Raw genomic sequence first — 26,087 nt, 5'->3', positions numbered from 1 at the left:
ATTTTCATGCTTATTATTTTGATAATTGATTTTTGATAGCCTCACATCCTTTATCCAAAAGCTGGAAAACCTTTTCAAAATCGTTCATATCGCCCCAATAAGGATCCGGCACTTCAGCATTTTTGTGATCTCCCAACACCTCTAAAAACAATGATACTTTCTGACGTTCTTCTTCATTTTTAGTTTTAGAAACAACATCTCCGAGTACATCAACATCCATACAGTAGATTTTATCAAAGGTTTCAAAATCTTTCCTGGTGATAGGTCTTGATCTTTGCTGCGATATATCAATATGATGATTGGCAGCAGTTTTAATGGCTCTTTTATCCGGATGTTCGCCTTCATGCATTGAAATAGTTCCGGCAGAATCTACGAGATAATGATCCGGTAGTTTCGTTTTCATAATTCCTTCTGCCAGTGGGCTTCTGCATATATTTCCCAGACAAACCATTAAAATTTTCATATCCTGTTTTTTAAAAAAAGTCTTTTGTTACGACAAAACTAAATAAAAAATGAAGAATAAAACTATCCTTCATTTTAATTTATGTAAGCTCAACCTTATTTATTGTTTGATTCTTTCAGTAAGGTCTTTTACGTATTTCTTGATTTCTTTATCAATTTTCGAAACGTCTTTAATCGTATCACAAGCGTACATTACCGTAGAGTGATCTTTTCCTCCCATTTCCTCACCAATTTTGGTAAATGTAGAATTGGTAAACTCTTTGGAGAAGTACATCGCAAGCTGTCTTGGTAATGCAATCTCTCTTTTTCTTGTTTTTGAAAGCAGCTGCTCTTTTTTGATTCCAAAATAATCACAAACCACTTCCTGAATGTAAGGAATATTGATCACCTTCTTCTGGTTCGCAGCAATTCTGTTGATGGTCTCTTTAAGCAACTCAAGACTAAGGTCTCTCTTATACACTGTAGAGTAAGCGATCACCGAGTTGATAACCCCGATAAGTTCTCTTACATTGGTTTTTGCTTCAGCAGCAAGGAAGTCAAGCATATCGCCAGGAAGAACAATTCCGTCTCTGCTTAGCTTATCTTCAATGATCTGTCTTCTTGTAGATAGATCCGGAGATTTGATTTCTGCAGAAAGTCCCCATTTGAAACGGGAAACAATTCTGTCCTGGATATCCATAATATCTGCAGGAGCCTTATCTGAAGTAAGGATAATCTGTTTTCCATTCTGATGCAGGTGATCAAAAATATGGAAGAAACTGTCCTGTGTTGCCGATTTTCCGGACAGGAACTGAATATCATCAATAATCAGTACATCTACCATTTGATAGAAATTAGCAAACTCAGTCTGCTTATGAGCTTTAGCCGCAGAGATAAACTGCTGGATAAATTTTTCAGAAGACAGATAAAGAACTACTTTATCAGGAAACTGATTTTTTACTTCAAGACCGACAGCCTGTCCCAGGTGGGTTTTTCCAACTCCATAACCTCCATATAGGAATAACGGGTTGAAAGCTGTTGCTCCAGGTCTTTTTGCAATGGATCTGGCTACAGTGGCTGCAAATTTATTACTTTCTCCTTCTACATAACTATCAAATGAATAGTCAGGCTTCAGGTTAGAATCTATATTTACTTTTCTAATTCCAGGGACGACAAACGGGTTTACAATATTAGCAGAAAAACCTTGCGGCATTGTTTCCTGTGTTTTCGGAGTAGGAACGCTTTGTCCCTTAATGTTCATGGTAACAGGTTTTTCTTCACCTTTTGGTCTGTTTTCCATCACAGAATACCATAATTTCACTCCTTTTCCAATATTTTTCTTCAGGGCAGCAGAAAGTAAGGACAGGTAATTGTCCTCTATATATTCCTTGTAAAAATCACTCGGCACGATCAGCGTAAGGTTGTTGGCCACCAATGAAAGCGGCTGAACCTTATCGAATAGCATATCGAAAGATTTTTCAAGTTTTTTAAGGTCAGAATTGTCTTCAGCAGCGTTCAGGTTATCGCGCATAAACTGAAGGCATTTCTGCCATATCATCATTAAATTGTCATCCATTTTTTAAGCCCCGATTATTCTTTGTTTGTACTGTGTTTAGAAGGAAGACAAAGGTCTAATTTTTTCTTTTCAAAAAAAAATATTGCAGGTATTGATTATTTAAAAATATATTTGTATGTATAATTTAACACCTAAAATGATACACACAACACACTCAATACGAGTACGTTACGCAGAAACAGATCCAATGAAATACGTATACTACGGAAACTATGCAACGTACTTCGAAGTAGCGAGAGTTGAACTCTTCAGAAGCATAGGAATTTCATACGATGAAATTGAAAACCAAGGAATTTGGCTTCCCGTTTCGGACTACAAAATTAAATATATCCGCCCTGCTTTATATGATCAAAAATTAGAAATCCATACTTATGTTAAAAAAATTCCGGGGGTAAGGATTGAATTTGAATATGAAATTTACAATGAAGAGCATATTAAAATAACAGAAGCTTCCACTACTCTATTCTTTTTAGATTCAAAAACTAATAAAGTAATCAGGTGTCCGGATTTTCTGATGGAACTGATTGAGAAGAACTGGAAAGGATAGGTAGCAGGTAGTAGGTTATAGGAATTAGGGAGATACCCGACGAAATATTGGGTAGAGGTTTTATAAAGGTGAAGGGTGAATTTTCAATAGAGTTAAAATATCTATCTCAAATTATCCGGTCACAAAATAAACCCGCAACTCGTAACCCGTAACTCGCAACTAAAAACATTACACTTTAAACTCTAAACTTTAAACTCTACACCCTCTCTGTTTATGAATTAATTCGCACCTTTGTACCATTATTTTAATCATCCCTTATATATTATATTATGAAGATTGCATTTTTGGGACCTCATGCCAGTTTCACCCAGCTTGCTACAGCACAGCTTTTCCCTGATGACGAAATAGTACCTCAAGCCAGCATTCTGGATTGTTTTGATGCCGTTGAAAACGGAGAGGTAGTAAAAGCAGTAGTACCTTTGGAAAACTCTATTGAAGGAACCGTATCGATGACGCTGGATTATTTATATAAGACTCCGTCTATTAAGATAGAAGCAGAAGCAGTAATGCCTATTGCGCATCACCTGATGATTCATCCGGAAAATTCTATTGAGAATATCGAAAGAATATATTCTCACCCACAGGCTCTTGCACAGAGCTTCCATTTTCTGGACACTCATTACAAAGAGATTCCGAAACAGGATTTTTCCTCCACTGCAGCGGCCGCAAAATTTGTTTCTGAAAACCCGGAGACTCCTATTGCTGCAGTAGCCAATCAGTATGCTGCCAATTTATATGGCTTAAAAATTGTGAACCGTAATATTCAGGATTTTGAACAAAACCATACCCGGTTTATCATTATTTCCAAAGAACAGAACCAATATCAAAATGACCAACTGGAAACACTGGGTGAAAAATCAGGAATGCTCATCACGCTTCCGGAAGATCATCCCGGTGGTTTACATCAGGTTTTATCGGTTTTTGCATGGAGAAAAATGAACCTTAGCAAAATAGAATCCAGAACCTTAAAAACAGGTTTGGGAAATTATTTCTTTTTTATCAATGTGGAAGGACCATGGAAGGAGGTTTTGCATGAAAATGCACTCAAAGAGCTTGAATCAATCAACGCTAATGTAGATTTTCTTGGGAATTATAAAGAATTCCTGTTGGAAAGCTAAGAAAACAAATAAATCTGTTCAAAAACACTGTCGTTACGGCAGTGTTTTTTTTATTCATTTGAGAAATACTAAATTCAAAAAAACTTTTATAATAAATTATCTATGGATAACACCTTCTGTTTAAACCAATAAATAACCCACACAATAGGGAGAATTATATTTTACCAAAACACTGATAAACAATATGTTAAATTAAAAATAAATATAATAAGTCGTAACCAAATTATGTCTAAATATTAACTAAAATATAAACATATGTTTAAATATATTACATCATAATAATGTTAATTTTAAAGATTTCACAATGCAGGGTATAATTTTTGTTGTATATTTGCTTAGCAACTAATTTAAAAATCTTGATCATGAAAACTAAACTTTACAGCTTAATGTTAGCATGTGCAGCGTTACCATTATTCTCACAGGTGGGTATCAATACAGCCAACCCATCTGCAACTCTAGATGTTAATGGAACTTTGAAAGTTCGTGATACCCCTGCCGCTACAGCCCTACCCGGATATCAGATTTTAGCTGTTAACCAGGGAACTACCCAGGTATTCTCAGTTGACCCGTCATTGCTAAGTGCAGCTGCCGGAACCAACACTTCTGTATATTCTGCGAAAAAAACAACTGGTATAACCCTTCTGAATTTAGGGGTTTTACCTGCTGATTTCCAGCCTGTCAGCTTTGTACAAGCCGACAGAACGATAGGAACTGCGGCGTTATTTACCAATGCTGATGGTTCTTATAATATTCCATCAACCGGAGTATATGCTGTTGGATTTGCGTTCAGATATGGTACAGGTTTACAGGCTTCTTTATTGTCAGGATCTCCCGGTATCGCTATCGCAAGAACCAGATCTGCAGTAACCACTTTGATAGACACTCGTCCATTCAGTGGGGTCAATCTTGCATTAGCAGTTAACTTAACACTTTCCGATTCCAGCATCAATTCTTTGTATTCATTCCAGGCGGGTGACAAAGTTTCTTTCGGACTTGTAGATTCCGGTGTTATCACGGCAGGATTATTAGGATCCAGTATTGCGTCATTCTACATTTACAAAGTATCAAACTAGTAAAACATATTGTTAGTTATCTATACCATTTAACCCATCGCTTATACCGCGATGGGTTAATTTTTAAATAGCATTTGAAACATTTCTTTATATTTGATAAAAAACTAATGAAATGAATGAGTTTGTTGCAGTTATCATCTTTATAATTATCTTCATCATTTTCAATAATCTGAACAGCAAAATCAGAAAATTGAAAAAGGAGATTTCAGATCTTCATTATAAAATCAACGAGACTGCTCAGGCTCAGACAAAAGTAATTCATAAAACAACCTCAACGGAAAACAGTTTGATTCCGCAGCAAGAGGTACCTCAACAGGTTCAGCATGAAGATATACCATACCGTGAAAAAAGTGAAGAAACCTCAACACCAGTTCAAAAAGACTGGCTTGCTCCTGTTTCTGATTTTTTAAAACAAAATGTTCTTACCATTATCGGAATTTTTACCCTTGTTCTCGGAATTGGTTATTTTGTAAAATATGCCATTGATAAAAACTGGATCGGCGAAGCAGCAAGAGCGGGAATCGGTTTTTGTACCGGAGCAGGAATCATCATCACCGGGCATTTTCTCAGAAAAAATTATCAGGCTTTTTCTTCCATCATTACAGGAGGCGGTGTTGCTGTTCTGTATTTCACAGCTACCATTGCCTTTCGTGAATATCATCTGTTTACCCAAAATACAGCTTTTATTATAACGGCACTGATTACCGCAGCCTCTATCATCCTGTCCTATTACTATAAAAGTGAAGTACTGATTATCTTTTCACTGATAGGAGGTTTTGCAGCTCCTTTCATGATCAGTACAGGACAAAGTAATTATCTTTTCCTTTTTATTTATATTACTCTTTTAAATACAGGAATGCTGGCTGCCTCTTTTCTGCAGCACTGGAAAAGTGTGGGATGGACAGCTTATATTTTTACAACAGGCTACCTTTTATTCTGGACTCATGAAAGCCCGGAGCTTTTAAGCATTACTTTTTATCTGATCAGTTATGCAATTTTCTATATTTTTGGTCTGTACGATTACTTCAGAAGAAATATCCTTTCAACCTCTGATATTTTAATACTTGCTCTCGCTAATTTTTCAAGTATTCTGGGGCTTCTTTACATTTTTGATACATTAAAATATGAACCCCCGATTGTTTTTCCGCTTATTTTTGCTGCTGTAAATGCTATTTTACTTTTCAGAGAATATACCCGCAAAAGCTTTGGAGTAGCTTACTCTGTATTTGCAGGGCTTGTTACCAGCCTTATAACCATTGCGATTGCTATTCAGTTTAAAACGCATCTCATCACCAGCATCTGGGCCATAGAAACCACCCTCCTTCTTTTTATCTGGAAAAAAACAGGTCATAAGATTTTCAAAACTTTCTTTTATATCCTGTTTCCATTGGTGATGATCGCCCAGCTTATAACCTGGACTGAATATTTTGGAACAAAAGATTTCAATATCATATTCAATCCTCCGTTTATCACAAGTTCCTTTACTATTGTTTCCATCATGATTAATCTGTATTTGCTAAGGAATACCGTGAAAGAGACACAGGAAAAAAGCAATAACTTTTTTGAAGATCTTATTACTGTGATCAGTTATGGGGTTATCTATATTACTTTTCTTCTTGAAATCACTTATCATATTTCGGAAATGCCATGGTCAGCCATTACCAGCACAGGATTTTTATTCAGCATTTATTATATTTTTATTTTATTGCTTTTCAGGAAACTGCTGAGCATCAGAAATGATGTTCAAAACCTACTGATTTATCTGTTTTTCTTCCTGATCGTAATAAATACATCGGTTTCGACTCTTCTGGTTGTGACCGCTGTCTTAACAAAAAAGCTCCATTTAAGCTTTTATTTCCTTCATCTTCTGCAATGGATTCCTTTTATATATATAGGATACAGAATTATTCCTACTTCAGCGTTTCATAAGCAAAAGATTTCTTACTGGATACAGGCTCTGGCGCTAATCATTTCTGTAAGCTGCGAGCTGCATCATTTTTATATTTTAATGGTTTCCAATGATCTTCCCCATTCTTATAAAGCAAGTGAACATTTCAATATTCTATATCTGCCTGTTATCTGGACAATTCTTGCCAGTATTTTTATTTATACCGGTTTGAAAAAGAATATTCAGGAATATAACAAGATTGGCTTTGCGTTGGTTGGCCTGATGGTATTGAAACTTTATGGTTATGATGTATGGCAAATGGATAATATCTCAAGAATCAGTGCCTTTATTGCTCTCGGGGTTATTTTATTATTAAGCTCTTTTACTTTCCAGCGACTGAAAAATATGATCAGAAATATGGTAGATAAAAAGGATAAAAAAGATGAAAGCACAGACTGATAATCAGAAAAAAAGTTTTTATTTATAAATAGAATGTAAAACAATTCAAGATTTTATTCAGATTTTATAAAAAATAACTATATTTATCACGTTTTTAACAGTTACATATTCCAATTATGAAAAAACTATTCTATTCTTTTTTACTTCTATCCTCTGCTACTTTATTGGCCCAGCAAAAAAATCCTGCTGTAAAGTTTGCAGTGGCTGACAATGCCATTGGGACAGTAGAATTGTTCAATACAAAAAAGAACGTATTACAGGTTTCTAAAGTATACAATACTCCAGCCAGTCTTCCCCAAAGCTTAAAAAAATACAGTTCTGTTTTTACGAAAGGAGTGACCGAATATAAGTTCAAGAACGGAGAAAATGTACTTGATAGAATGACGTTATCCAATATGAATGCACAATACAATATTCCGGCAGACAATCCTGTATTTATTGAAGGATATGAATTTACGGACACCAACACTTGGATTTATCCTGAAATCAAGAAAAGAACAGAAACAAAAGATTATAACGGTAAGAAAACATTGTTTATTTACACTACCGAATAATTTGATTTTTTTGAAACATTAAGATCGTATTAAGCTGTTAAGATTATTAAGATAAGCTTCGCTTTAACTTAAAATCAGCATGATTTATCTTAACTATACTTTAATTCTTCAGTCTCCTTAATGGTTTAAAAATATTTACCACTATTTTTCACTTTATAATAGTTGAAATGGTAGGTTAAAAAAACAGATTTAATATAAAAAGGATGCCGTTTTTTCAGCATCCTTTTTTATTTTAGTATTTATTGTTCCACTTTTTCTTGAGCTCTTCGTAAATTTTCTTTTCTGTAGCATTATTACCAGGCTCATATAATTTCACATTCCTGATTTCTTCCGGAAGAAAATCCTGTTCTACAAAGTTTCCTTCGTAAGAATGGGCATATTTGTATTCTTTTCCGTAATCAAGGTCTTTCATCAATTTTGTAGGTGCATTTCTCAAATGAAGAGGTACAGGCAGATTTCCGGTCTGCTTTACCAGAGCCAACGCTTCATTAATCGCCATATACGCAGAATTACTTTTAGGGGAAACCGCAAGATATACCGCTGTTTCGCTTAATATAATCCTTGCTTCAGGATTCCCGATCACATTGATCGCCTGAAAACAGTTGTTGGCAACCACCAAAGCATTGGGGTTAGCCAGCCCTACATCCTCAGCAGCTAAAATCAGCATTCTCCTTGCAATAAACTTAATATCTTCTCCCCCGGCAATCATTCTTGCCAGCCAATACACCGCTCCGTTCGGATCACCTCCACGCATAGACTTGATAAAAGCTGAGATGATATCATAATGCTGCTCTCCGTTTTTATCATACAAAGCCATTGTTTCCTGGAGAACTTCAAGAACATCAGAATTCAGGATTTCCGTTGTACCCGAATTTTTATACTGATTCAAAACCAGTTCTACGGAATTGATCAGTTTTCTGGCATCACCACCGGAATACTGAATGAAAGCTTCTTTTTCAAGGATTTTAAAATCTGTTCCTTCATCTTTATTGTATCTTTCTGATGCGATATCAATCAGTTCTTCCAGTTTTTCATAGCTCAAAGCTTTTAAAACATAGACCTGGCTTCTTGAAAGCAATGCTGAAACCACCTCAAAGCTTGGATTCTCAGTAGTTGCTCCAATCAAAACAATCCAGCCTTTTTCTACCGCATGCAATAATGAATCCTGCTGCGACTTATTAAACCTGTGAATCTCATCAATAAACAAGATCGGTGATTTTCCGGAAAACAAATTCTGCTTCTTGGCATCCTCAATGACATCACGCACATCTTTCACCCCGGAAGAAACTGCAGAAAGTTTATAAAACTTTCTCCCCGACTGCTCAGAGATAATTTCAGCGAGTGTTGTTTTCCCCGTTCCCGGAGGACCCCAGAATATCAGCGAATTCAGGGTATTGTTTTCAATCATCTTTCTGATTGTTCCTTTGTCGCCGGTAAGGTGCTCCTGCCCCAGAACATCGTTTAGGGTTTTGGGTCTTAATTTTTCAGCTAATGGGATATTTTGATTCAAAGTAATTCTATTTTTTAAGATCAATGTCCCGGATTTCCGATCTCCGAAACTTATAACAAAATTAAACTAATTTTCATTTTTTTACCCTATTTTTGCATTGTTTTGAAACTTACATTCAATAAAATCATTACATTTCCACTGGTAATTTTGATCAAATTTTACCAATGGTTCATCTCGCCCTTACTTCCCAAAAACTGCCGTTACGAACCTACCTGCTCTCACTATATGATTGAGTCGCTTCAGGTACATGGTGTTTTTAAAGGTTTCTGGCTGGGATTTAAAAGAATTTTAAGATGCCATCCCTGGGGAGGAAGCGGTTATGATCCTGTTCCACCCAAACATAAATGTCAATAATCAAACTATTAAATCAATAGAAAAATGAATACTATCTTTTTCAGAATTTATCTTGTGCTGTTTGCGTTCACCACGCAGCTTCTTTTTGCACAGGAATACCCTGGAGGTTTATCTGACGGAACTTTAGATATCAATGGAAGCAATGTTCCTGTAAAAATCTATTCTACCACAGAAATGGGAGACCTTACAGCTTTTCCGGACAGAGAATCAGACAAGAACCAGTCTTTCGTTGTGATTCTTAATGAATCCAATTTTGAACCTGCTTATTATAATTATGGGGCTTCCACTTTAGCAAAGTATAAGGATTCCAGGTATCAGTTTTTTGATAAAAACTTTAAGTTGATTGATACTGGTGTTACCAAAGAAAATATCACCACTTTTAAATATGCAGTAAAGTCTGTAAAACCTATTACAGATTCTGATAAAGTAGAACTTAAGACTTCATTTAAAATATGGGATCCATCAAAAGGTATTCACATCGGATCATTTACGCTTCACTTTTATAGTTTGATGTTTGTTTTTGCATTTGGATTCGGATATGTTTTAATGACGAGAATCTTTAAGATTGATAATGTGAACCAGAAATACCTTGAACCTCTGTTCACATGGACACTGATCGGGACTATTCTGGGAGCAAGATTAGGACATGTTATCTTTTATCAGCCGGAACTATTTAAAGAGGATTTCTGGAGTGTATTTTTACCGATAAGCACAAAAAACGGTTTAAAATTCACAGGTTTTTCAGGACTGGCGAGCCATGGTGCTACAATTGCCCTGATCTTTACCACGCTTTATTATTCATTTAAAATCATTAAGAAAAATCCGTTTTGGGTATATGACAGACTTGGTATTGTCGTAGCTTTAGGTGGAGCGTTTGTAAGAATGGGGAATTTTTTCAATTCTGAAATTGTTGGTAAACCAGCTGACCCGAATTCTCCGTTTGCTTTGCTTTTCCCACAACAAAGCAGTGAGTATGGTCTTACGGTACCCCGTTATCCGAGCCAGTTATTTGAAGCAGTAGGATATGTTCTTCTCTTCATTTTACTATGGATATTGTACAGAAAAACAAATAAAAAATACCAGCAGGGATGGTTATTCGGTCTGTTTTTCATCATTCTTTGGGCGATCAGGTTCTTTGTTGAGTTCCTTAAAGAGCCGCAGGGAGATGAATTCATCCAGATCGGCGGTCTGAATACAGGTCAGGTTCTTTCGATTCCTTTTATGATTGCAGGTGTTATCATCATGATCGTTTCCAAGAAATTTAAGATCACTGAGGCAGAAAACGAGAAACCGGAATAAGCCATTTAAGCTGAAAAATAAAAAGGCAAATTTGTAGAAATACAGATTTGCCTTTTTTATTAGCTGTTTACTTACAGATTTCTCTCCGCCTTTCTGTTCAGTTCTTCGAAAACAGACCCAAAGGCATCAATGACATCAGTAGGCAGCATCGATTCTTTTGAATGTTTTTCTGAAGCAATATCGGCAGCGCTGCCATGCAGCCATACCCCAAGAATACAAGTCTCCTCTTCAGAGTATTTCTGAGCCAGAAGCGAAGTGAGAATTCCGGTAAGAATATCTCCGCTTCCTCCTTTCGCAAGACCTGCATTTCCGGTTATATTATAGAATACTTTTCCCTGCGGAGTAACAACCTGGGTATGGTGGTCTTTAAGGACAATATAAAGATCAAGTTCTTTTGCCTTTTTCCTTGCCAGTTCAAGTCTTTCAAAAGAATTATCTGTACTTCCGAAAAGTCTTTCAAACTCTTTCGGATGAGGAGTTATGATTGATTTTTTGGGAATGAGTTTCAAATTTTTTGGATCAATTGAAATAATATTCAATGCATCTGCATCCAGAATCAATGGCTGAGAATAGTTTTTCAAAAAACTCAAGAAGCCTTTCTCTGTACCGGAATGCGTTCCCAGACCAGGACCGGCACCACAGGTAACATCTTTGTCCATCTCAAAATTTGTGATAAACTGCTCCCCTCCTTGTATAAACATGGCTTCAGGGCATGAAGTCTGCAAAATATTATATCCGCATTCCGGAGCGAGTGTAAAGGTCAGCCCTGCTCCGGTTTTGAGAGCTGATCGTGTTGCCAGCACTGCCGCCCCTATTTTTCCATAGCTTCCTCCTATGATGGCAGCCTTACCATAACTGCCTTTATGAGAAAATTCCTGTCTTGGAATAAATATCGATCCCACCAGCTGATCATCAATTACAGAGTAATCAGAATCAGTTGTATCTGCGTATATTTTGCTTAAATCAATATCCAGCTGTACTACTTTTCCGGTATATTTCCCTGTTTCAGGATGAAGGAAGGTTCTTTTCCAACATTGAAAGGTTAGTGTATAATCAGCTTTCAGAATAACCGGATTATTATCAAACATTTCATCTGCAGACAATCCGGAAGGAATATCGATGGATATTTTACTATTTTTTTTGCTGTTCAATTGTTCAACAAGCCTTTTATAATCACCTTCCAACGGTCTGGATAATCCCGTTCCGAAAAGAGCATCTACAATAATGGTTTTCTCATCAAAATGATAGTGTTCTTCAGGATCAAATTTTCTGACGGTAATTCCCGACAAATCGCGGAGTCTTTTCAGGTTAACGGAAGCATCTTCTGAAAATTTCCTTTTGGAATCGCTTACAAATACATCTACATCAAAACCTTTCAGATAAAGTAGCCTTGAGACAGCCAGGCCGTCACCTCCGTTATTTCCGTTACCACAAAATACAGCCAGCTTTTTATGGTTTTTACAGTGTTCCGAAATCCAATGAGCTGCAGCCATTGAAGCTCTTTCCATTAATTGAATAGAAGAAACCGGCTCATGGGAAATCGTAAACTGATCCCAGCTGCGTATCTGTTCTGCGGTGAAAATTTTCATAGGTGAAACAAACTTTTAAGCAAATTACAAAAGATTTTTCATTATGCTATCACCTCATTAATAAAAATAAAAAGTCATCATTAATGGCATAATGTATTGTTACAATGCTGAAATATTCATTAAAACTGTTAGCAGGAAATGAGCGTAAATTTCAATATTTTGGGAATAAAAAACGATTAAACGTAGTGTTTTTTACATTTTTTAATTATATTTTTGTGTATATACTAATTAAAAAAATATAAATTATGGGATTTGTAAAAGAATTTAAAGAGTTTGCCTTTAAGGGCAATGTTCTCGATCTTGCTGTCGGTGTGATCATTGGGGCAGCATTTGGTAAAATTGTTTCCTCATTAGTGGAAGATGTAATCACTCCTCTTATACTCAACCCGGCATTGAAAGCCGCCGGCGCAGAAAACATTGCAAAACTTACATGGAATGGTGTTGCCTATGGAAACTTCCTTTCAGCAGTAATCAGTTTCCTTTGTATTGCAATGGTTCTTTTCTGGATCATCAAACTGGCTAACAAAGTGAATAAGAAAGAGGCTCCTGCTCCTGCCGGACCTACAGAAGATCAAAAATTACTGATGGAGATCAGAGATTTGCTGAAAAGCAAAAATATCTAATCTTTAAACAACAGTTTTAAAATAAAAAGCACCTCGGTCTAACCAAGGTGCTTTATTTATAATATCATTTCCAAATTACTGAATCTGTAAGATGCTTGAAATCTGCTCTGCCAGGGAAAGACCGATTCTATCCTGCGCTTCAAGCGTAGAAGCTCCCGTATGAGGGGTAAGGGAGATTTTAGAATGAGTAAGGATTTCTTTAGAAGGTGTTGGCTCATTAATGAAAACATCTAATCCGGCAAATCTTACTTTACCTGAGTCCAAAGCTTGAATTAAAGCTGCTTCATCAATAACTCCTCCTCTTGAGCAGTTGACAACAGCCACTCCGTCTTTCATTATTTCAAACTCATTCTTTCCGATCATATAACCATCCTTCTGTGCAGGAACGTGCAGAGTAATGAAGTCTGAATGTTTTAAAACATCCTGTAACGGCTCTGTTTCAATATCAACATTGATGAACTGGTTGTTGTAAAATTTCACTTTGATACTTGCTCTTCCAACGTTATTATCAGCTGCAATCACTCTCATCCCAAGTCCTAAAGCAATTCTTGCCACTTCCTGGCCGATTCTTCCCATTCCCACAATACCGATGGTTTTTCCTCTCAGTTCTATACCTGCAGCATATGCTTTTTTAAGACCTGCAAATTCAGTATCTCCTACAACTGGCATTTTTCTGTTAGAATCCTGAAGAAATCTCGCCCCGGAAAACAAATGGGCGAAAACAAGCTCAGCCACAGATTCCGATGATGCTGAAGGAGTGTTGATCACATGAATCCCTTTTTCTCTTGCATAATCTACGTCAATATTATCCATACCAACACCTCCTCTTCCAATAATGTCGATAGACGGACATCCATCAATAATATCTTTTCTTACCTGTGTGGCACTTCTCACCAATAAGGTGCGGATTTTGTGCTCATTAATATAATCTACTAAAAATTCCTGGGGAACTTTTGTAGTAATCACCTCAAAGCCTTTTTCTGTCAATGCATCTATTCCAGATTGATCCAGGCCGTCGTTTGCTAAAACTTTCATAAAATATCAAGTATATTAAAAAATGAAAGATTTAAAAATTAAAGGTACTGGTTCACATTTAATCTTTAAATCTTTGAATTATATTTTTATTCGCCGTCTTCTTTGAATACCTCAATGGTCACTTGTTTTTCTACCAAATCCGTAAATCTTCCTTTGTATCTTGTAGCTCTTACCAGATGGTTGTCTATCCAGTGATAATTTCCTCCTCTTGGTTTTCCGCAAAGCACGCTGTGGTATTTGAAGCCATGCTTATCCAGCCAGTCGATCGTAATTTGTTTCAGATTTTCGGTTCTTGAAGTAAAAAAGCAGATCTGATGTCCTTCGTCATACCATCTGTTGATCGTTTCCAGAGCATCAGGATAGGGTTCGCAGGTAACCATTCTTTCCGGCTCTTCATTGGGAACGTCATCGGTAATGGTTCCGTCGATATCTATTAAGTAATTTTTTATTCCATCCTTTAGAATAGGACTAATGTGTTCAATGTATTCTAATTCCATTACTAAATATTAAAAAACAAAGTTAGCGTTTTTACCATTATCAGGCATATTAATCTTGCCTTATATTAATATTTTACTATAAAAACTAGTTTTCTAAGAATTATATTAATATTTATCAACCATTCAGGCCAAATTAGTTAAAAATTTTCATTTCACATTTATTTTTACATCATAAAGTGGAGATCTGAAAGCAACTACTCAGTGAATGGACAAATTTACCTGCCAGTCTTTTCTGACTTCCTCAATTTCATTGCTATGATTACAAAAAGCATGATGTTTATCTAAAAATTTCCAAAATACATTTATTACTCTTACATTTGTAGGAATGGAAGAATTTGTTGTTTTAGTAAATCCTGAAGATGAGGTTTTAGGGCTGATGGAAAAGCAGCAGGCTCACATCAATGGCCTGTTACACCGTGCTTTTTCTGTATTTCTTTTCAACAGTAAAGGAGAAATGCTTCTTCAGAAAAGGGCTTCAGGAAAATATCATTCTCCTAACCAATGGACCAATGCCGTATGCTCGCACCCGCGTGACGGGGAAACTTATCAGCAAGGAGCGGTACGCAGACTAAAGGAAGAACTGGGAATTGAAGCAGAACTTTCAGAAAAATTCCATTTTATTTACAAAGCAGATGTAGGCGGTGGTCTTTGGGAGCACGAGCTGGATCATGTGTTTGTGGGAAATCATGAAGCTGATTTCAATTTGAATAAAGAAGAAGTGGAAGAAGTACGATTCATATCCATGGAAAATCTGGATAAAGAAATTTCCGAACATCCTGAAAACTTTACGGAATGGTTTAAAATCATCCTCGAAGAATATAAACACCATTTTTAACGATGAAAAAAATATTGCTTTTTTCTGCACTTTTTACAGGAAGTCTGTTTTTTGCCCAAAAAGCAAAGATCTATGAAAATTCCAATTATTCTATTACTGTTCCTGAAGGCTGGAAATCTACCAACGACAGTGAAATTGTTAATATTTTCCCTACCAGTCAGATAGGCGCAATTACCATTTCGGAATATCATGATCTTCCCCTTCCCAAAGCGGAAGTAAAAAAATTTATGCTGGCGCTTTATCAATCACAAGACCCGGAGGACAAAGTAAAAGAAAAAAAGAGCCAGAAAGGATATACAGAATATTTCTATGAGCATTTTGATGAAAAAGAGAAGCTGTTCTGGGTAACCAAAGCTTTTCAAAAAGATAAAAACTTATATTTGGTTTCCATCAACTGTGGCCAGAAATTCTGGAACGGAAACTATATGACCCTATTCAATGAGACTTTTAACAGTTTTAAAATAAAGAAATAAAAATTAAATATGAAGAAAACAGCCTTGTACGACAAACATGTTTCTTTGGGAGCTAAGATCGTACCTTTCGCAGGTTTTGAAATGCCTGTTCAATATTCAGGGGTTACAGAGGAGCATTTTGCAGTAAGAGAAAAAGCGGGATTATTTGATGTTTCCCACATGGGACAGTTTTTCATCGAAGGGCCGGGTTCAAAAGACCTTTTGCAGTATGTAACTACCAATAATGTAGATGCACTTGAAAACGGAAAAGCTCAATATTCCTGCCTTCCGAACGAAAACGGCGGAATTGTAGATGACCTTATCGTTTACAAAATGGAAGATGACAAATATTTTGTAGTAGTCAACGCATCCAACATCGACAAAGACTGGAATCATATTTCAAAATACAATACTTTCGGGGCTAAAATGACCAATGCTTCTGATGAGATGTCATTATTGGCAGTTCAGGGGCCTAAAGCTACCGAAATTCTTCAAAAGCTTACGAACGTAAATCTTTCAGAAATTCCTTACTATCATTTTACTGTAGGAACTGTTGCGGGTGAAAACGATGTGATTATTTCAAACACAGGATACACAGGAAGCGGTGGTTTTGAGATTTATTTCAATAACGAAAGTGCTGAAAAACTTTGGGATGTCGTAATGGAAGCTGGTAAAGAAGAAGGGATCATTCCTTGCGGATTGGCTGCCAGAGACACTTTAAGATTAGAAAAAGGATTCTGCCTGTACGGAAATGATATTGATGATACAACGTCTCCAATTGAAGCCGGTTTAGGGTGGATCACTAAATTTGATAAAGACTTCGTTTCTAAAGATGTTTTCGCAAAACAAAAAGAGGAAGGAGTTACAAGAAAACTAGTAGGTTTCGAACTGACAGATAAAGGAGTTCCAAGACATGACTATCCTGTGGTGGATGCTGAAGGAAACGTGATCGGAAAAGTAACTTCCGGAACACAGTCTCCAATGAAAAAAGTAGGATTAGGTCTTGCTTACGTAGACAAACCTCACTTCAAATTAGGATCTGAAATCTTTATTCAGGTAAGAAACAAGAACATTCCTGCAAAAGTGGTGAAAGCTCCTTTTGTATAATTGAAAAAAATAGCAAAAAAGAGGCTGTGATTTGTTCACAGCCTCTTTTGGGTTTATATCCAAACCTTATAGGTTTTAAAAACCTATAAGGTTTATTATTTGCAAAATTAGTTTCCAGTTAAATTTATTCATTTACGCCAAAGAACTTCTGCAGTTCTTCAACATTTTTTTTGTCATTACCCACGAAAATCTCTTTATCGGTAACAAATACAGGTCTTTTCAGGAAAGTATAATGGTCCAGCAGCAATTCTTTAAAATCTTTTTCTGTTAATGATTTTACATCCAGACCTCTCAGTTTGATCTGAGTAGATTTTTTACTGAATAATGCTTCGTATGACTTTGTTTTTTTATGCATTTCCGCCAATTCCTCTTTTGTAATTGGTTCTTTTTTAATTTCACGGAGTTCCCAGTCTGTAAGGTCAAATTGGGCTAAAATTTTTCTGCATGTATCGCATGTATTGAGATAAAATACTTTCTTCATTACGGGTTCTAAATCTGTTATGGGTTAAAATTCTCTTTCATTGAAAGTTTCGTCTTTCAAAAGTAGGATTTAATCTAAAACTTTGGAAATTATTAAATAACTTTATTCAAATTTTATAAAGATGCAGAACAAGCCTATTACTTTTCAGTTTATTTCGGAGCCTTCAGATGTTAATTACGGAGGAAATGTACATGGAGGAAGTGTTATGAAATGGATTGACCAGGCCGGTTATGCATGCGCGACAACCTGGAGTGGTAATTATTCTGTCACTGTTTATGTGGGCGGAATCCGTTTTTATGATCCTATTAAAATCGGTGAAGTAGTAAAAGTAGACGCTCAGGTGATCTATACCGGAACTTCAAGCATGCATATTGCCATCAATGTTTTTTCAAGAAATTTAAAACAGCCCAACTTTGAGAAGAAAACACATTGTATTATCGTATTTGTAGCTGTGGATGAAAATGGAAAAAAACTCCCTGTTCCAAAATGGACACCGGAAACAGAGGAAGAAAAACAGCTTGAAATGTATGCCAAACGCCTGATGGAGCTGAGAACGCAGATTGAAGATGAAATGAAACCTTTTTTGTAAGAGCAGGTTTCGGGATGCGAGATTGCAGGATTTAAGGTTTAAGGTTTTGGGAAACCAGTAACAACAAACGACCAATCACATGATATGAAAAGTTTTTTTACTTTATCAGCATTGCTTGTAACAGCTTTGGTGCAGTCTCAGACACACCGGTTTATTTATGAGCTTCAGTATAAAATGGATTCTACCGAGGCTGGATATGAAAAAGTGAATATGATCCTGGATATCACCCCGAAGGAGGTAAAATTCTATGGAAAAGATCTCGCTATCAGAGACTCACTGAATAAAAAATTCGGAACGAACTTCAGCTATACTGATATGACCGGACAGGTAGTTAAAAGAAAGATCAATTCTTTTGATAATGAAAATTTCATCAACATTAAAAATGGATATTATACATTTAAAACTACGGATAAGATCAATTGGACAATTGCTGATGAGATTAAAAAGGTAGAAAACTATACTTTACAAAAAGCAACTACAAAATTTGGAGGGAGAAGCTGGACGGCCTGGTTCTGTAAAGACATTCCATTTAATGAAGGACCATTTAAACTGCGTGGATTACCCGGTTTAATCTTTGAGCTATCAGATGCTAAGAAAAATTTCCTTTATACGCTCGTTAAAAGCAGAGAACTTCCGGAAGTCTCCTCTACTTCAGATTTCCTGGAATCCAGCTTTGGTAATAAAGCAATTCCTATTAACGAAAAGCAAAAACATAAGCTGCTTATGGAATTTTATAATGATCCTTTTGCTTTTGAAAGAAATAATATCAGCAAATCCAATAATGACCTTAGAATTAATATCAATGGAAAGGAAATTCATAATGTTGATGAACTGAATACCCAAACCAAAAGCATGCAGGAGGTTATCAGAAAATATAATAACCCAATTGAAATCAATAAGGCTATGCATTATCCGGTATATTAAAGCTATGGTTATTTTTAAGTTTGGGCTAAAGCCAATGGGATTTAAAATTTATTTGGCTGGGCTAAAGCCCACCCCTATTGAATTTTAACAATAAGATCTTTTATCTTTTATCTTTTTATCATAATTCATATATTTGTATCATCAAAAGGAAATGGTGTTCTTCCTTACCCAACCGCTTTACAAAAGCTGATGACGCCTGATTAAAAGATTATTAACAAATAACTAATCAGGATTATTATGTCAAAAAGTCAAAGAACACAAGGTAAAAAAGCTGTTTTTCATACTCGCTTTTTCTTCAGAAAATTTCCGGCAATTCCTTATATTTTAAAATGGCTGTGTATCAGTATCATCATTGGTGTATTGGTAGGAACCGCTTCTGCAGGATTTCTTCAGTCTTTAGAATGGGCAACAAACTTCAGAGAAAATCATCTCTGGCTGATTGCTTTACTTCCTGCTGCAGGATTTCTGATAGGACTTCTTTATCATTATTTCGGAAAAGATGTTGAGGCTGGAAATAATCTGTTGATCGATACCATCCATGAACCCAAGGGAATTATTCCTTTTAAAATGGCTCCTTTTGTGTATCTGGGAACAATTGCAACGCATTTCTTCGGAGGTTCTGCCGGCCGTGAAGGAACAGCTCTTCAGATGGCGGGAGCCATCGCGGATCAGCTCACCAGGCCTTTTAAGCTTGACAGAAATGAAAGAAAAATATTAATTATTGCTGCTATTGCTGCCGGATTTGGCTCCATTTTCGGAACACCGCTGGCAGGAGCCGTTTTTGGTCTTGAAGTTTTTCTGATCGGAAGGATTCGTTACAATGCGATCTTTCCGGCATTTGCTTCTGCCATTCTGGCGGACTGGGCTACCAATCTCTGGAATGTAAAACATACCCATTACCATATTGATTTTATTCCTAAACTTGAGTTCTTACCAATTCTATACAGCATTCTGGCAGGAATAGCTTTTGGAATCTGCGCTGCTGCTTTCAGTAAAATCATCCACTGGATGAGCTCTCTTTTTAAATCAAATATCAAATATCCTCCACTTCGTCCAGTAGTGGGAGGAATTATTATAGCACTTGCCGTTTTTGCAATGGGAACAACCCGTTATATAGGACTGGGAGTTCCTGTAATTGTGGAATCTTTTGAAAAGCAGCTTCCACTGTATGATTTTGCTCTAAAAATGATTTTTACCATTGTTACGCTTTCGGCCGGATTCAAAGGTGGAGAAGTGACACCTTTGTTCTTCATTGGTGCTACCTTAGGCAGCGCTCTGTCACTATTCATTCCTTTACCCTTCGGATTATTAGCAGGAATGGGGTTTGTAGCGGTATTTGCAGGAGCCACCAATACGCCTTTAGCCTGTATGCTGATGGGAATTGAATTATTCGGGGCAGAATGCGGTGTTTATGTAGCTATTGCGTGTGTCGTTTCTTATCTTCTTTCAGGACATAACAGTATTTATTCCAGACAGAAAATCGGAGAAGCAAAAAACAGAAGATATGAAAGTCAGCAGGACAAGTCTGTTTCGGATTTTTTATAAGGGGTTTCGAGATGCGGGGTGCGGGTTACGAGTTACGGGATGCGGGGTGCGAGGTGCAGGGTCACAATTATTTGTTTATTTTGTTGCTGGATGCGAGATGCTGGTTTTTATTAGTTCTCAGTTCTTCACTTATAACATCTCGAACCCAAAATCCCGAAACCCCGAAACCCCGAAACTCGCAATACGCAACACGCAACACGCAACACGCATCTCATTACCCTCAAACCCTCCCACTCTCAAACTCTCAAACTCTCTTCACCATTTCCAACTATAATTCGTAATTTTACCCCATGTTCGATTACAGATTAAAAGTTTTCCATACGGTGGCTACCCGATTAAGCTTCACCAAGGCTTCAGAGGAGCTTCACATTTCCCAACCCGCTGTTACCAAACATATTAAAGAGATTGAAACTCAGATAGGTGCTAAGCTATTTGACCGTAAAGGAACTTCTATCCAGCTGACCCAAAGCGGAAAAATTCTGTTTGAACATGCAGAAAAGATCAGAAACATCTATCGTGACATGGAATTTGAGATCAGCCAGATCAGTCAGCAGCATAAAGGAAAGCTGATTATCGGGGCGAGTACAACCGTTGCACAGTATATTTTACCAGAGATTTTGGCCAAATTCAATTCTTATTATAAAGATATTAAGATTGAGCTTCTTACCGGAAATACGGAAACCATCTCAACACTTTTAAAAGAAGAAAAAATTGACCTGGGTATCATTGAAGGGGAATCACAGTCTTCTTATTTTGAATATAAAACTTTTAAACCTGATGAAATTGTTCTCGCAGCAAAATCAGATCATCCTCTTGCCCATAAAACATTAAGCTTAAAAGATCTTTATCAGCTGGATCTTATCTTCAGGGAACAGGGTTCCGGTACGCTGGAATTCATCCAAAACAGGCTTAAAGAAAAGGAAATTAATATCCATGAATTGAATACTGTCATACAGTTGGGAAGCAGTGAAAGTATTAAAAATTACCTTCTTCACTCCGAATGTTTGGCATTTCTTTCTATCAGCACTATTCTTAACGAACTTAAAAACAACATCCTTACAGTGATTGATATTAAAAATTTCAGTATCGAAAGAGATTTTCATTTTATCCTTCCCAAAGGAGAACAATCTGAACTGATCAAACTTTTTTTGAGGTTTGCAGAATAACAGGCAATAAGCAATAAGCAATAAGCAATAAGCAATAAGCAATAAGCAATAAGCAAAGATATAACTTTTAGTTATCCGATATAACAAAATACGATTTACTTTGTAATACTTTATTTCGGACTTTTGATGCTCATTTTAAAAGTTCGCATTATGAAAGATTTCATTCAAAATGAAATAACAAGGAAAGTATTTTTTATTGTTTTGGCTGTATTATGCCTTACACCTTTTATATCTTCTCCAATTGCTCTTGCTTTGGGATTTGCCCTGGCTGTTTTTATCGGAAATCCTTTTGAAAAACACCTTCATCAATATATTCATTTACTGCTGCAGATTTCAATAGTAGGTCTTGGATTCGGGCTGAAGCTTGATGAAGCGCTTCATGCCGGAAAAACAGGCTTGATGCTGACTGTTGTAAGTATTGTCACCGTTATGGTTTTAGGATATTTTCTGGGAAAATTATTTAAACTGGAAAGACCTTTATCTTATCTTCTCTCCGCAGGAACTGCTATTTGTGGCGGGAGTGCTATTGCTGCTGTTTCTCCCATCATTAAACCTAATACAAAACAAATTTCTCTTGCGCTGGCTATTGTTTTTACCTTAAATTCGGTTGCCTTGTTTGTATACCCTGCAATAGGACACCTGCTGAATCTTTCACAGGAGCAGTTTGGGCTTTGGTGTGCAGTGGGAATTCATGACACAAGTTCTGTAGTGGGTGCTGCCAGTAAATATGGAGATGAAGCTTTGAAAATAGCCACCACAGTGAAGCTGGCCCGTGCTTTATGGATTATTCCTGTCTCACTGATAACCATGTTTATTTTTAAAAGTAAAGATTCCAAAATAAAGATTCCCTGGTTTATCGGATATTTCATTGCAGCAATCCTTTTGAATACTTATTTCCCCTTTCTTGACCGATTCAGTACTTCGATTACTGTTCTGGCAAAATCCGGTCTGAATCTGACCTTATTTTTGATTGGTTCTACCCTTTCTATTCAAACGCTGAAATCAATCGGATTAAAACCTTTGGTAATGGCAATTATACTATGGGTAACGATAAGCATCGGCAGCCTTCTTTACATTATCCGTTAAAAGAGCAGAACCCTTTTGAAATCAAAAGGGTTCTGCATATTAAATGTGGAAATGTTTATTTCTAATTGAAATAATTTCTTAGATCTCCCCGCAGGTATAAACCTGTGGACAGCCAATATATTGTACACAATACCAAGGTCCGGTTACTGCTCCTGAGCAGCTGCATCCGCAAAGTGATAAATCAGGGTTTCCGCTTATTCCTCCGGTAATGTTTTTCAGATCCTGTTTTCTTAATTTTTTAGCGTTTTTCATAATGTTCATGAGATTTAGTTTGATTAAAAATATAGTTTTAGTTACCTTTCAAAGTTAAACAAATATTAAATACTCGCAACAAAAATTAATGTAAAATTGAATAATTTATTGATAATAACCCTATTATTACGTTCAAAATAAGGAATAGCACTATGTTATTTATTAAACAAGTTAAATTATTCCGTAAATTCAAGATCTCTGTCGTGGGTTTCTGAAATGGTAAGTGAAGAATAAAATGCCAGCCCGAATACCACCACCCCTACTATGGCAGCACTTTCCACAACCGGGAAATGTCCTTTAAGAGAATCAAAAGCAAATATCATTACCGGCACCAGACCTCTTACCATGTTGGGAACGGTAGTTGTTGCCGTATTTCTGATATTCGTTCCGAACTGTTCTGCTGCCAACGTTACAAACATAGCCCAGTATCCTGTTCCAAATCCCAACCATACACAAAACAGGTAATATCTGGTTTCCGTGTTGGTATTCCCGAATAACATAATTGCCACCCCGATCAGCGTAAAAATCAGCATATAAAAGATGGCCATTTTACGGGATTTTAAAGCATGGGAAATAAAACCACTCAACAGGTCACCGACAGAAATACCTACATAAGCCCACATAATGGCTTTTCCGGGGTTGATATCCTTTATGCCTAATTCAGGGGCAAACTGATTGGCTAAAACAGCCAGAATCCCTATGCAATACCACGTAGGTAATCCCACTGCAATACATTTTAAATATCTTATCAGTCTGTCTTTATTGGTAAAAAAGGAGAGAAAGTTTCCTTTGGAGATATTTTTATGCTCAAGATTCTTATAAATTCCGGATTCCGATACGCTTATTCTCAGTATCAATAACATAATTCCCATGATCCCACCGATAATGTAAGAAATATTCCATCCTCCGGCCAGCTCTACAGTTAGCTGAGCTACAACGGCACCCATTAATCCGAAACCGGCAACAACCGAAGTCCCTATGGCTCTTAAATTCTTCGGCAGACTTTCAGAAACCAGTGTAATTCCGGCTCCAAGCTCTCCGGCAAGTCCTATACCTGCAATAAACCTTAAGCCTGCATATTGGTATATCAAATGCTCTTCCGGAAAATAAGGCAGAAAACCACAGGCAATATTGGCTAAAGAATACACTAAAATGGATCCAAAAAGTACGGAAAGCCTTCCTTTCTTATCTCCAAAAATTCCCCAGAACACCCCTCCGATAAGAAGGCCTACCATCTGACAGTTCAAAATAAAAGTTCCGTCCGCATCCGGATTAAGCCCCAAAGCTTTTAAACTGGGTATTCTAACGATACCGAATAAAAGAAGGTCATAGATATCTACAAAATAGCCAAGGGCGGAGATAATAACGGGAATAGAGAAAATGTACTTCAGTTTTGAAGACAGGGACAGTTCTTGCATTTTTAAGTTTTGATAAAAATAAAAAACCTTTCAATTTCTTGAAAGGTTTTTATCAAATATCTTTTTCTGATTATTATCTGGCAATATTGACAGCTCTCGTTTCTCTGATTACTGTTACTTTTACCTGCCCCGGATAAGTCAGTTCATTCTGGATTTTCTCAGAGATGTCGTAAGATAGCTGAGACGCTACTTCGTCATTTACTTTTCCGCTCTCTACCATTACTCTCAATTCTCTACCCGCCTGGATGGCATAAGCACTGGATACTCCATCGAAGCTTAATGCTGCAGATTCAAGATCTTTTAATCTCTGGATGTAAGACTCCAATACCTGTCTTCTTGCTCCCGGTCTTGCTCCTGAGATCGCATCGGCAACCTGAATGATCGGAGATAATAACGATTTCATTTCAATTTCGTCGTGGTGAGCTCCGATTGCGTTTACAACTTCAGGGTTTTCACCGTATTTCTCAGCCCACTGCATTCCTAAAAGGGCGTGTGGTAATTCTGATTCCTGCTCAGGAACTTTACCGATATCGTGTAAAAGACCTGCTCTTTTTGCTAATTTTACGTTTAATCCTAATTCAGCAGCCATCGTTGCAGCAATGTTGGCTACTTCTCTCGAGTGCTGTAGTAAGTTTTGTCCGTAAGAAGAACGGTATTTCATTCTACCTACGATTTTGATCAGTTCAGGGTGTAATCCGTGGATTCCTAAATCAATGATGGTTCTCTTCCCTACTTCAATGATTTCCTCCTCAATCTGCTTTCTTGTTTTTTCTACCACTTCTTCGATTCTAGCCGGGTGAATTCTACCATCGGTTACCAATCTGTGTAGGGATAGTCTTGCAATTTCTCTTCTTACCGGATCAAAGCATGAAAGAAGAATAGCTTCAGGAGTATCATCAACGATAATTTCTACTCCGGTTACCGCTTCCAAAGCACGGATATTTCTACCTTCTCTACCGATAATTCTACCTTTTACTTCATCAGACTCGATGTTGAAAACGGATACTGAATTTTCGATTGCCTGCTCCGTTCCGATTCTCTGGATTGTCTGGATAACGATCTTTCTCGCTTCGTTTTTAGCATTCATCTGAGCTTCTTCCATGATGCTCTGAACATGTGCCTGTGCTCTTGTTTTAGCCTCTGCTCTCATGGTTTCTACCAATTCTGCTTTAGCTTCCTCAGCGGTGTAATTAGAGATTTTTTCAAGTATTTCTACTTTCTTGGCAGTAGCCGTATCTAATTCCTGCTGTTTTCTATCCAGAATCTCGTTCTTCTTGGCATAATCTGCAATCTGCCTGTCGAGATCTTTTTCAAGCTTCCCAGTCTTGCTAAGCTCGTCATTCAGCTTGTGTTCCTTGTCTTTGATTCTTTTCTCAACTTCCTGCATTTTCTTTTCGCGAGACTGAATATCAGCGTCATGCTGTGATTTCAGTTCCAGGAATTTTTCTTTAGCCTGAAGATTCTTTTCTTTCTTTATGGATTCAGCCTGTACATTAGCTTTTTCTATAAGGTTTTCGGCATTTTTCTTGGCATCATCTATGATGAATTTTGCTTTAGTATTCAGAGAACTTCTGGAAAAAAACATTCCCACGACAGCTCCGATTACCAAACAAACAACACCGACTATAACTTCTATCATAATTTATATTGAGTTTTAATTGTATTCATA

At 36.8% G+C, this 26,087-nt stretch carries 26 protein-coding genes and 1 riboswitch; of the genes, 16 read left to right on the top strand and 10 right to left on the bottom strand.

What is annotated here, in order from left to right:
- Positions 1–13: 13 nt before the first annotated feature.
- Together ACLI50_RS10255 and dnaA are read right to left on the bottom strand one after the other, a co-directional pair.
- Entirely contained in the window at positions 14–463 is a 450-nt protein-coding gene (locus ACLI50_RS10255; RefSeq protein ID WP_202843996.1) for a low molecular weight protein-tyrosine-phosphatase, read from the bottom strand.
- Positions 464–562: 99 nt separating this feature from the next.
- Positions 563–2,017, bottom strand: a complete 1,455-nt coding sequence (gene dnaA / locus ACLI50_RS10250) for a chromosomal replication initiator protein DnaA (RefSeq protein WP_002980474.1) — start codon at positions 2,015–2,017, stop codon at positions 563–565.
- Between the two features lie 136 nt (positions 2,018–2,153).
- Here dnaA and ACLI50_RS10245 point away from each other — a divergent pair, with 136 nt between their 5' ends.
- From ACLI50_RS10245 to ACLI50_RS10225, 5 genes are all read left to right on the top strand, one after another.
- Complete coding sequence (locus ACLI50_RS10245; RefSeq protein WP_202844268.1) at positions 2,154–2,564, top strand: acyl-CoA thioesterase; 411 nt, start codon at positions 2,154–2,156, stop codon at positions 2,562–2,564.
- A gap of 269 nt (positions 2,565–2,833) precedes the next feature.
- Positions 2,834–3,682, top strand: coding sequence for a prephenate dehydratase (gene pheA / locus ACLI50_RS10240; RefSeq protein ID WP_202843998.1), 849 nt, complete (start codon positions 2,834–2,836; stop codon positions 3,680–3,682).
- Positions 3,683–4,044: 362 nt separating this feature from the next.
- A complete protein-coding gene (locus ACLI50_RS10235; RefSeq protein WP_110009380.1) occupies positions 4,045–4,755 on the top strand; it encodes a hypothetical protein in 711 nt (236 codons plus the stop codon).
- Positions 4,756–4,867: 112 nt separating this feature from the next.
- Positions 4,868–7,102 carry a DUF2339 domain-containing protein gene (locus ACLI50_RS10230; RefSeq protein WP_411413691.1) on the top strand — a complete coding sequence of 745 codons (2,235 nt, stop codon included), beginning with the start codon at positions 4,868–4,870 and terminating at the stop codon, positions 7,100–7,102.
- 116 nt (positions 7,103–7,218) lie between these two features.
- Positions 7,219–7,656, top strand: a complete 438-nt coding sequence (locus ACLI50_RS10225; RefSeq protein ID WP_343639807.1) for a hypothetical protein — start codon at positions 7,219–7,221, stop codon at positions 7,654–7,656.
- Between the two features lie 232 nt (positions 7,657–7,888).
- Here the strand turns inward: ACLI50_RS10225 and ACLI50_RS10220 are convergent, their stop codons facing one another.
- A complete protein-coding gene (locus ACLI50_RS10220; protein WP_110009494.1) occupies positions 7,889–9,166 on the bottom strand; it encodes a replication-associated recombination protein A in 1,278 nt (425 codons plus the stop codon).
- Positions 9,167–9,268: 102 nt separating this feature from the next.
- On the opposite strand from ACLI50_RS10220, the gene yidD reads away from it, so the two are divergent.
- Positions 9,269–9,520 carry a membrane protein insertion efficiency factor YidD gene (gene yidD, locus ACLI50_RS10215; RefSeq protein WP_034695943.1) on the top strand — a complete coding sequence of 84 codons (252 nt, stop codon included), beginning with the start codon at positions 9,269–9,271 and terminating at the stop codon, positions 9,518–9,520.
- Positions 9,521–9,970: 450 nt separating this feature from the next.
- Entirely contained in the window at positions 9,971–10,819 is an 849-nt protein-coding gene (gene lgt / locus ACLI50_RS10210; RefSeq protein WP_202844270.1) for a prolipoprotein diacylglyceryl transferase, read from the top strand.
- Positions 10,820–10,890: 71 nt separating this feature from the next.
- Here lgt and ACLI50_RS10205 read toward each other — a convergent pair whose 3' ends face one another.
- Positions 10,891–12,408 (bottom strand): NAD(P)H-hydrate dehydratase, encoded by a 1,518-nt coding sequence (locus tag ACLI50_RS10205; protein WP_395973037.1) that lies wholly within the window; start codon positions 12,406–12,408, stop codon positions 10,891–10,893.
- Positions 12,409–12,653: 245 nt separating this feature from the next.
- Here ACLI50_RS10205 and mscL point away from each other — a divergent pair, with 245 nt between their 5' ends.
- Positions 12,654–13,031: a large conductance mechanosensitive channel protein MscL gene (gene mscL / locus ACLI50_RS10200; protein WP_110009384.1), complete on the top strand. Its 378-nt coding sequence runs from the start codon at positions 12,654–12,656 to the stop codon at positions 13,029–13,031.
- A gap of 75 nt (positions 13,032–13,106) precedes the next feature.
- Here the strand turns inward: mscL and ACLI50_RS10195 are convergent, their stop codons facing one another.
- Positions 13,107–14,066: a D-2-hydroxyacid dehydrogenase gene (locus tag ACLI50_RS10195; RefSeq protein WP_062670879.1), complete on the bottom strand. Its 960-nt coding sequence runs from the start codon at positions 14,064–14,066 to the stop codon at positions 13,107–13,109.
- An 86-nt stretch (positions 14,067–14,152) separates the two neighbouring features.
- Positions 14,153–14,563 (bottom strand): LNS2 domain-containing protein, encoded by a 411-nt coding sequence (locus ACLI50_RS10190; protein ID WP_002980498.1) that lies wholly within the window; start codon positions 14,561–14,563, stop codon positions 14,153–14,155.
- Between the two features lie 325 nt (positions 14,564–14,888).
- Here ACLI50_RS10190 and idi point away from each other — a divergent pair, with 325 nt between their 5' ends.
- The 3 genes from idi to gcvT are packed head-to-tail and all read left to right on the top strand — an operon-like array spanning position 14,889 to position 16,957.
- Positions 14,889–15,398, top strand: coding sequence for an isopentenyl-diphosphate Delta-isomerase (gene idi / locus ACLI50_RS10185; RefSeq protein ID WP_411413690.1), 510 nt, complete (start codon positions 14,889–14,891; stop codon positions 15,396–15,398).
- A gap of 2 nt (positions 15,399–15,400) precedes the next feature.
- Positions 15,401–15,871: a hypothetical protein gene (locus ACLI50_RS10180; protein ID WP_411413689.1), complete on the top strand. Its 471-nt coding sequence runs from the start codon at positions 15,401–15,403 to the stop codon at positions 15,869–15,871.
- A 9-nt stretch (positions 15,872–15,880) separates the two neighbouring features.
- Positions 15,881–16,957: a glycine cleavage system aminomethyltransferase GcvT gene (gene gcvT / locus ACLI50_RS10175; protein WP_411413688.1), complete on the top strand. Its 1,077-nt coding sequence runs from the start codon at positions 15,881–15,883 to the stop codon at positions 16,955–16,957.
- Positions 16,958–17,081: 124 nt separating this feature from the next.
- On the opposite strand, the gene ACLI50_RS10170 is transcribed toward gcvT, so the two are convergent.
- The gene (locus tag ACLI50_RS10170; protein ID WP_110009391.1) at positions 17,082–17,438 is read right to left on the bottom strand and encodes an arsenate reductase family protein; all 357 of its coding nucleotides are present in this window, start codon (positions 17,436–17,438) and stop codon (positions 17,082–17,084) included.
- 121 nt (positions 17,439–17,559) lie between these two features.
- On the opposite strand from ACLI50_RS10170, the gene ACLI50_RS10165 reads away from it, so the two are divergent.
- The 5 genes from ACLI50_RS10165 to ACLI50_RS10145 all read left to right on the top strand — a co-directional run bounded on the left by ACLI50_RS10165 (position 17,560) and on the right by ACLI50_RS10145 (position 22,748).
- Complete coding sequence (locus tag ACLI50_RS10165) at positions 17,560–18,027, top strand: acyl-CoA thioesterase (RefSeq protein ID WP_002980508.1); 468 nt, start codon at positions 17,560–17,562, stop codon at positions 18,025–18,027.
- 84 nt (positions 18,028–18,111) lie between these two features.
- The gene (locus ACLI50_RS10160; RefSeq protein ID WP_202844015.1) at positions 18,112–18,951 is read left to right on the top strand and encodes a GLPGLI family protein; all 840 of its coding nucleotides are present in this window, start codon (positions 18,112–18,114) and stop codon (positions 18,949–18,951) included.
- 138 nt (positions 18,952–19,089) lie between these two features.
- Positions 19,090–19,157, top strand: a riboswitch (Fluoride riboswitch).
- A 31-nt stretch (positions 19,158–19,188) separates the two neighbouring features.
- A complete protein-coding gene (locus tag ACLI50_RS10155) occupies positions 19,189–20,496 on the top strand; it encodes a voltage-gated chloride channel family protein (protein ID WP_411413687.1) in 1,308 nt (435 codons plus the stop codon).
- Positions 20,497–20,786: 290 nt separating this feature from the next.
- Entirely contained in the window at positions 20,787–21,662 is an 876-nt protein-coding gene (locus ACLI50_RS10150) for a LysR family transcriptional regulator (RefSeq protein ID WP_202844018.1), read from the top strand.
- Positions 21,663–21,812: 150 nt separating this feature from the next.
- Positions 21,813–22,748 (top strand): YeiH family protein, encoded by a 936-nt coding sequence (locus ACLI50_RS10145; protein WP_202844025.1) that lies wholly within the window; start codon positions 21,813–21,815, stop codon positions 22,746–22,748.
- Between the two features lie 78 nt (positions 22,749–22,826).
- On the opposite strand, the gene ACLI50_RS10140 is transcribed toward ACLI50_RS10145, so the two are convergent.
- From ACLI50_RS10140 to rny, 3 genes are all read right to left on the bottom strand, one after another.
- The gene (locus tag ACLI50_RS10140; RefSeq protein ID WP_110009396.1) at positions 22,827–23,009 is read right to left on the bottom strand and encodes a hypothetical protein; all 183 of its coding nucleotides are present in this window, start codon (positions 23,007–23,009) and stop codon (positions 22,827–22,829) included.
- A gap of 167 nt (positions 23,010–23,176) precedes the next feature.
- The gene (locus ACLI50_RS10135; protein ID WP_411413686.1) at positions 23,177–24,418 is read right to left on the bottom strand and encodes an MFS transporter; all 1,242 of its coding nucleotides are present in this window, start codon (positions 24,416–24,418) and stop codon (positions 23,177–23,179) included.
- 73 nt (positions 24,419–24,491) lie between these two features.
- Positions 24,492–26,057 (bottom strand): ribonuclease Y, encoded by a 1,566-nt coding sequence (rny, locus tag ACLI50_RS10130; RefSeq protein WP_171006220.1) that lies wholly within the window; start codon positions 26,055–26,057, stop codon positions 24,492–24,494.
- Between the last annotated feature and the right edge of the window lie 30 nt (positions 26,058–26,087).

This window comes from Chryseobacterium cupriresistens (assembly GCF_046614675.1).
In the GTDB taxonomy this organism is placed as follows: Bacteria; Bacteroidota; Bacteroidia; order Flavobacteriales; family Weeksellaceae; genus Chryseobacterium; species Chryseobacterium cupriresistens.
Note: the sequence above shows the minus strand (reverse complement) of the source record. Positions and strands in the feature narration are given on the sequence as shown.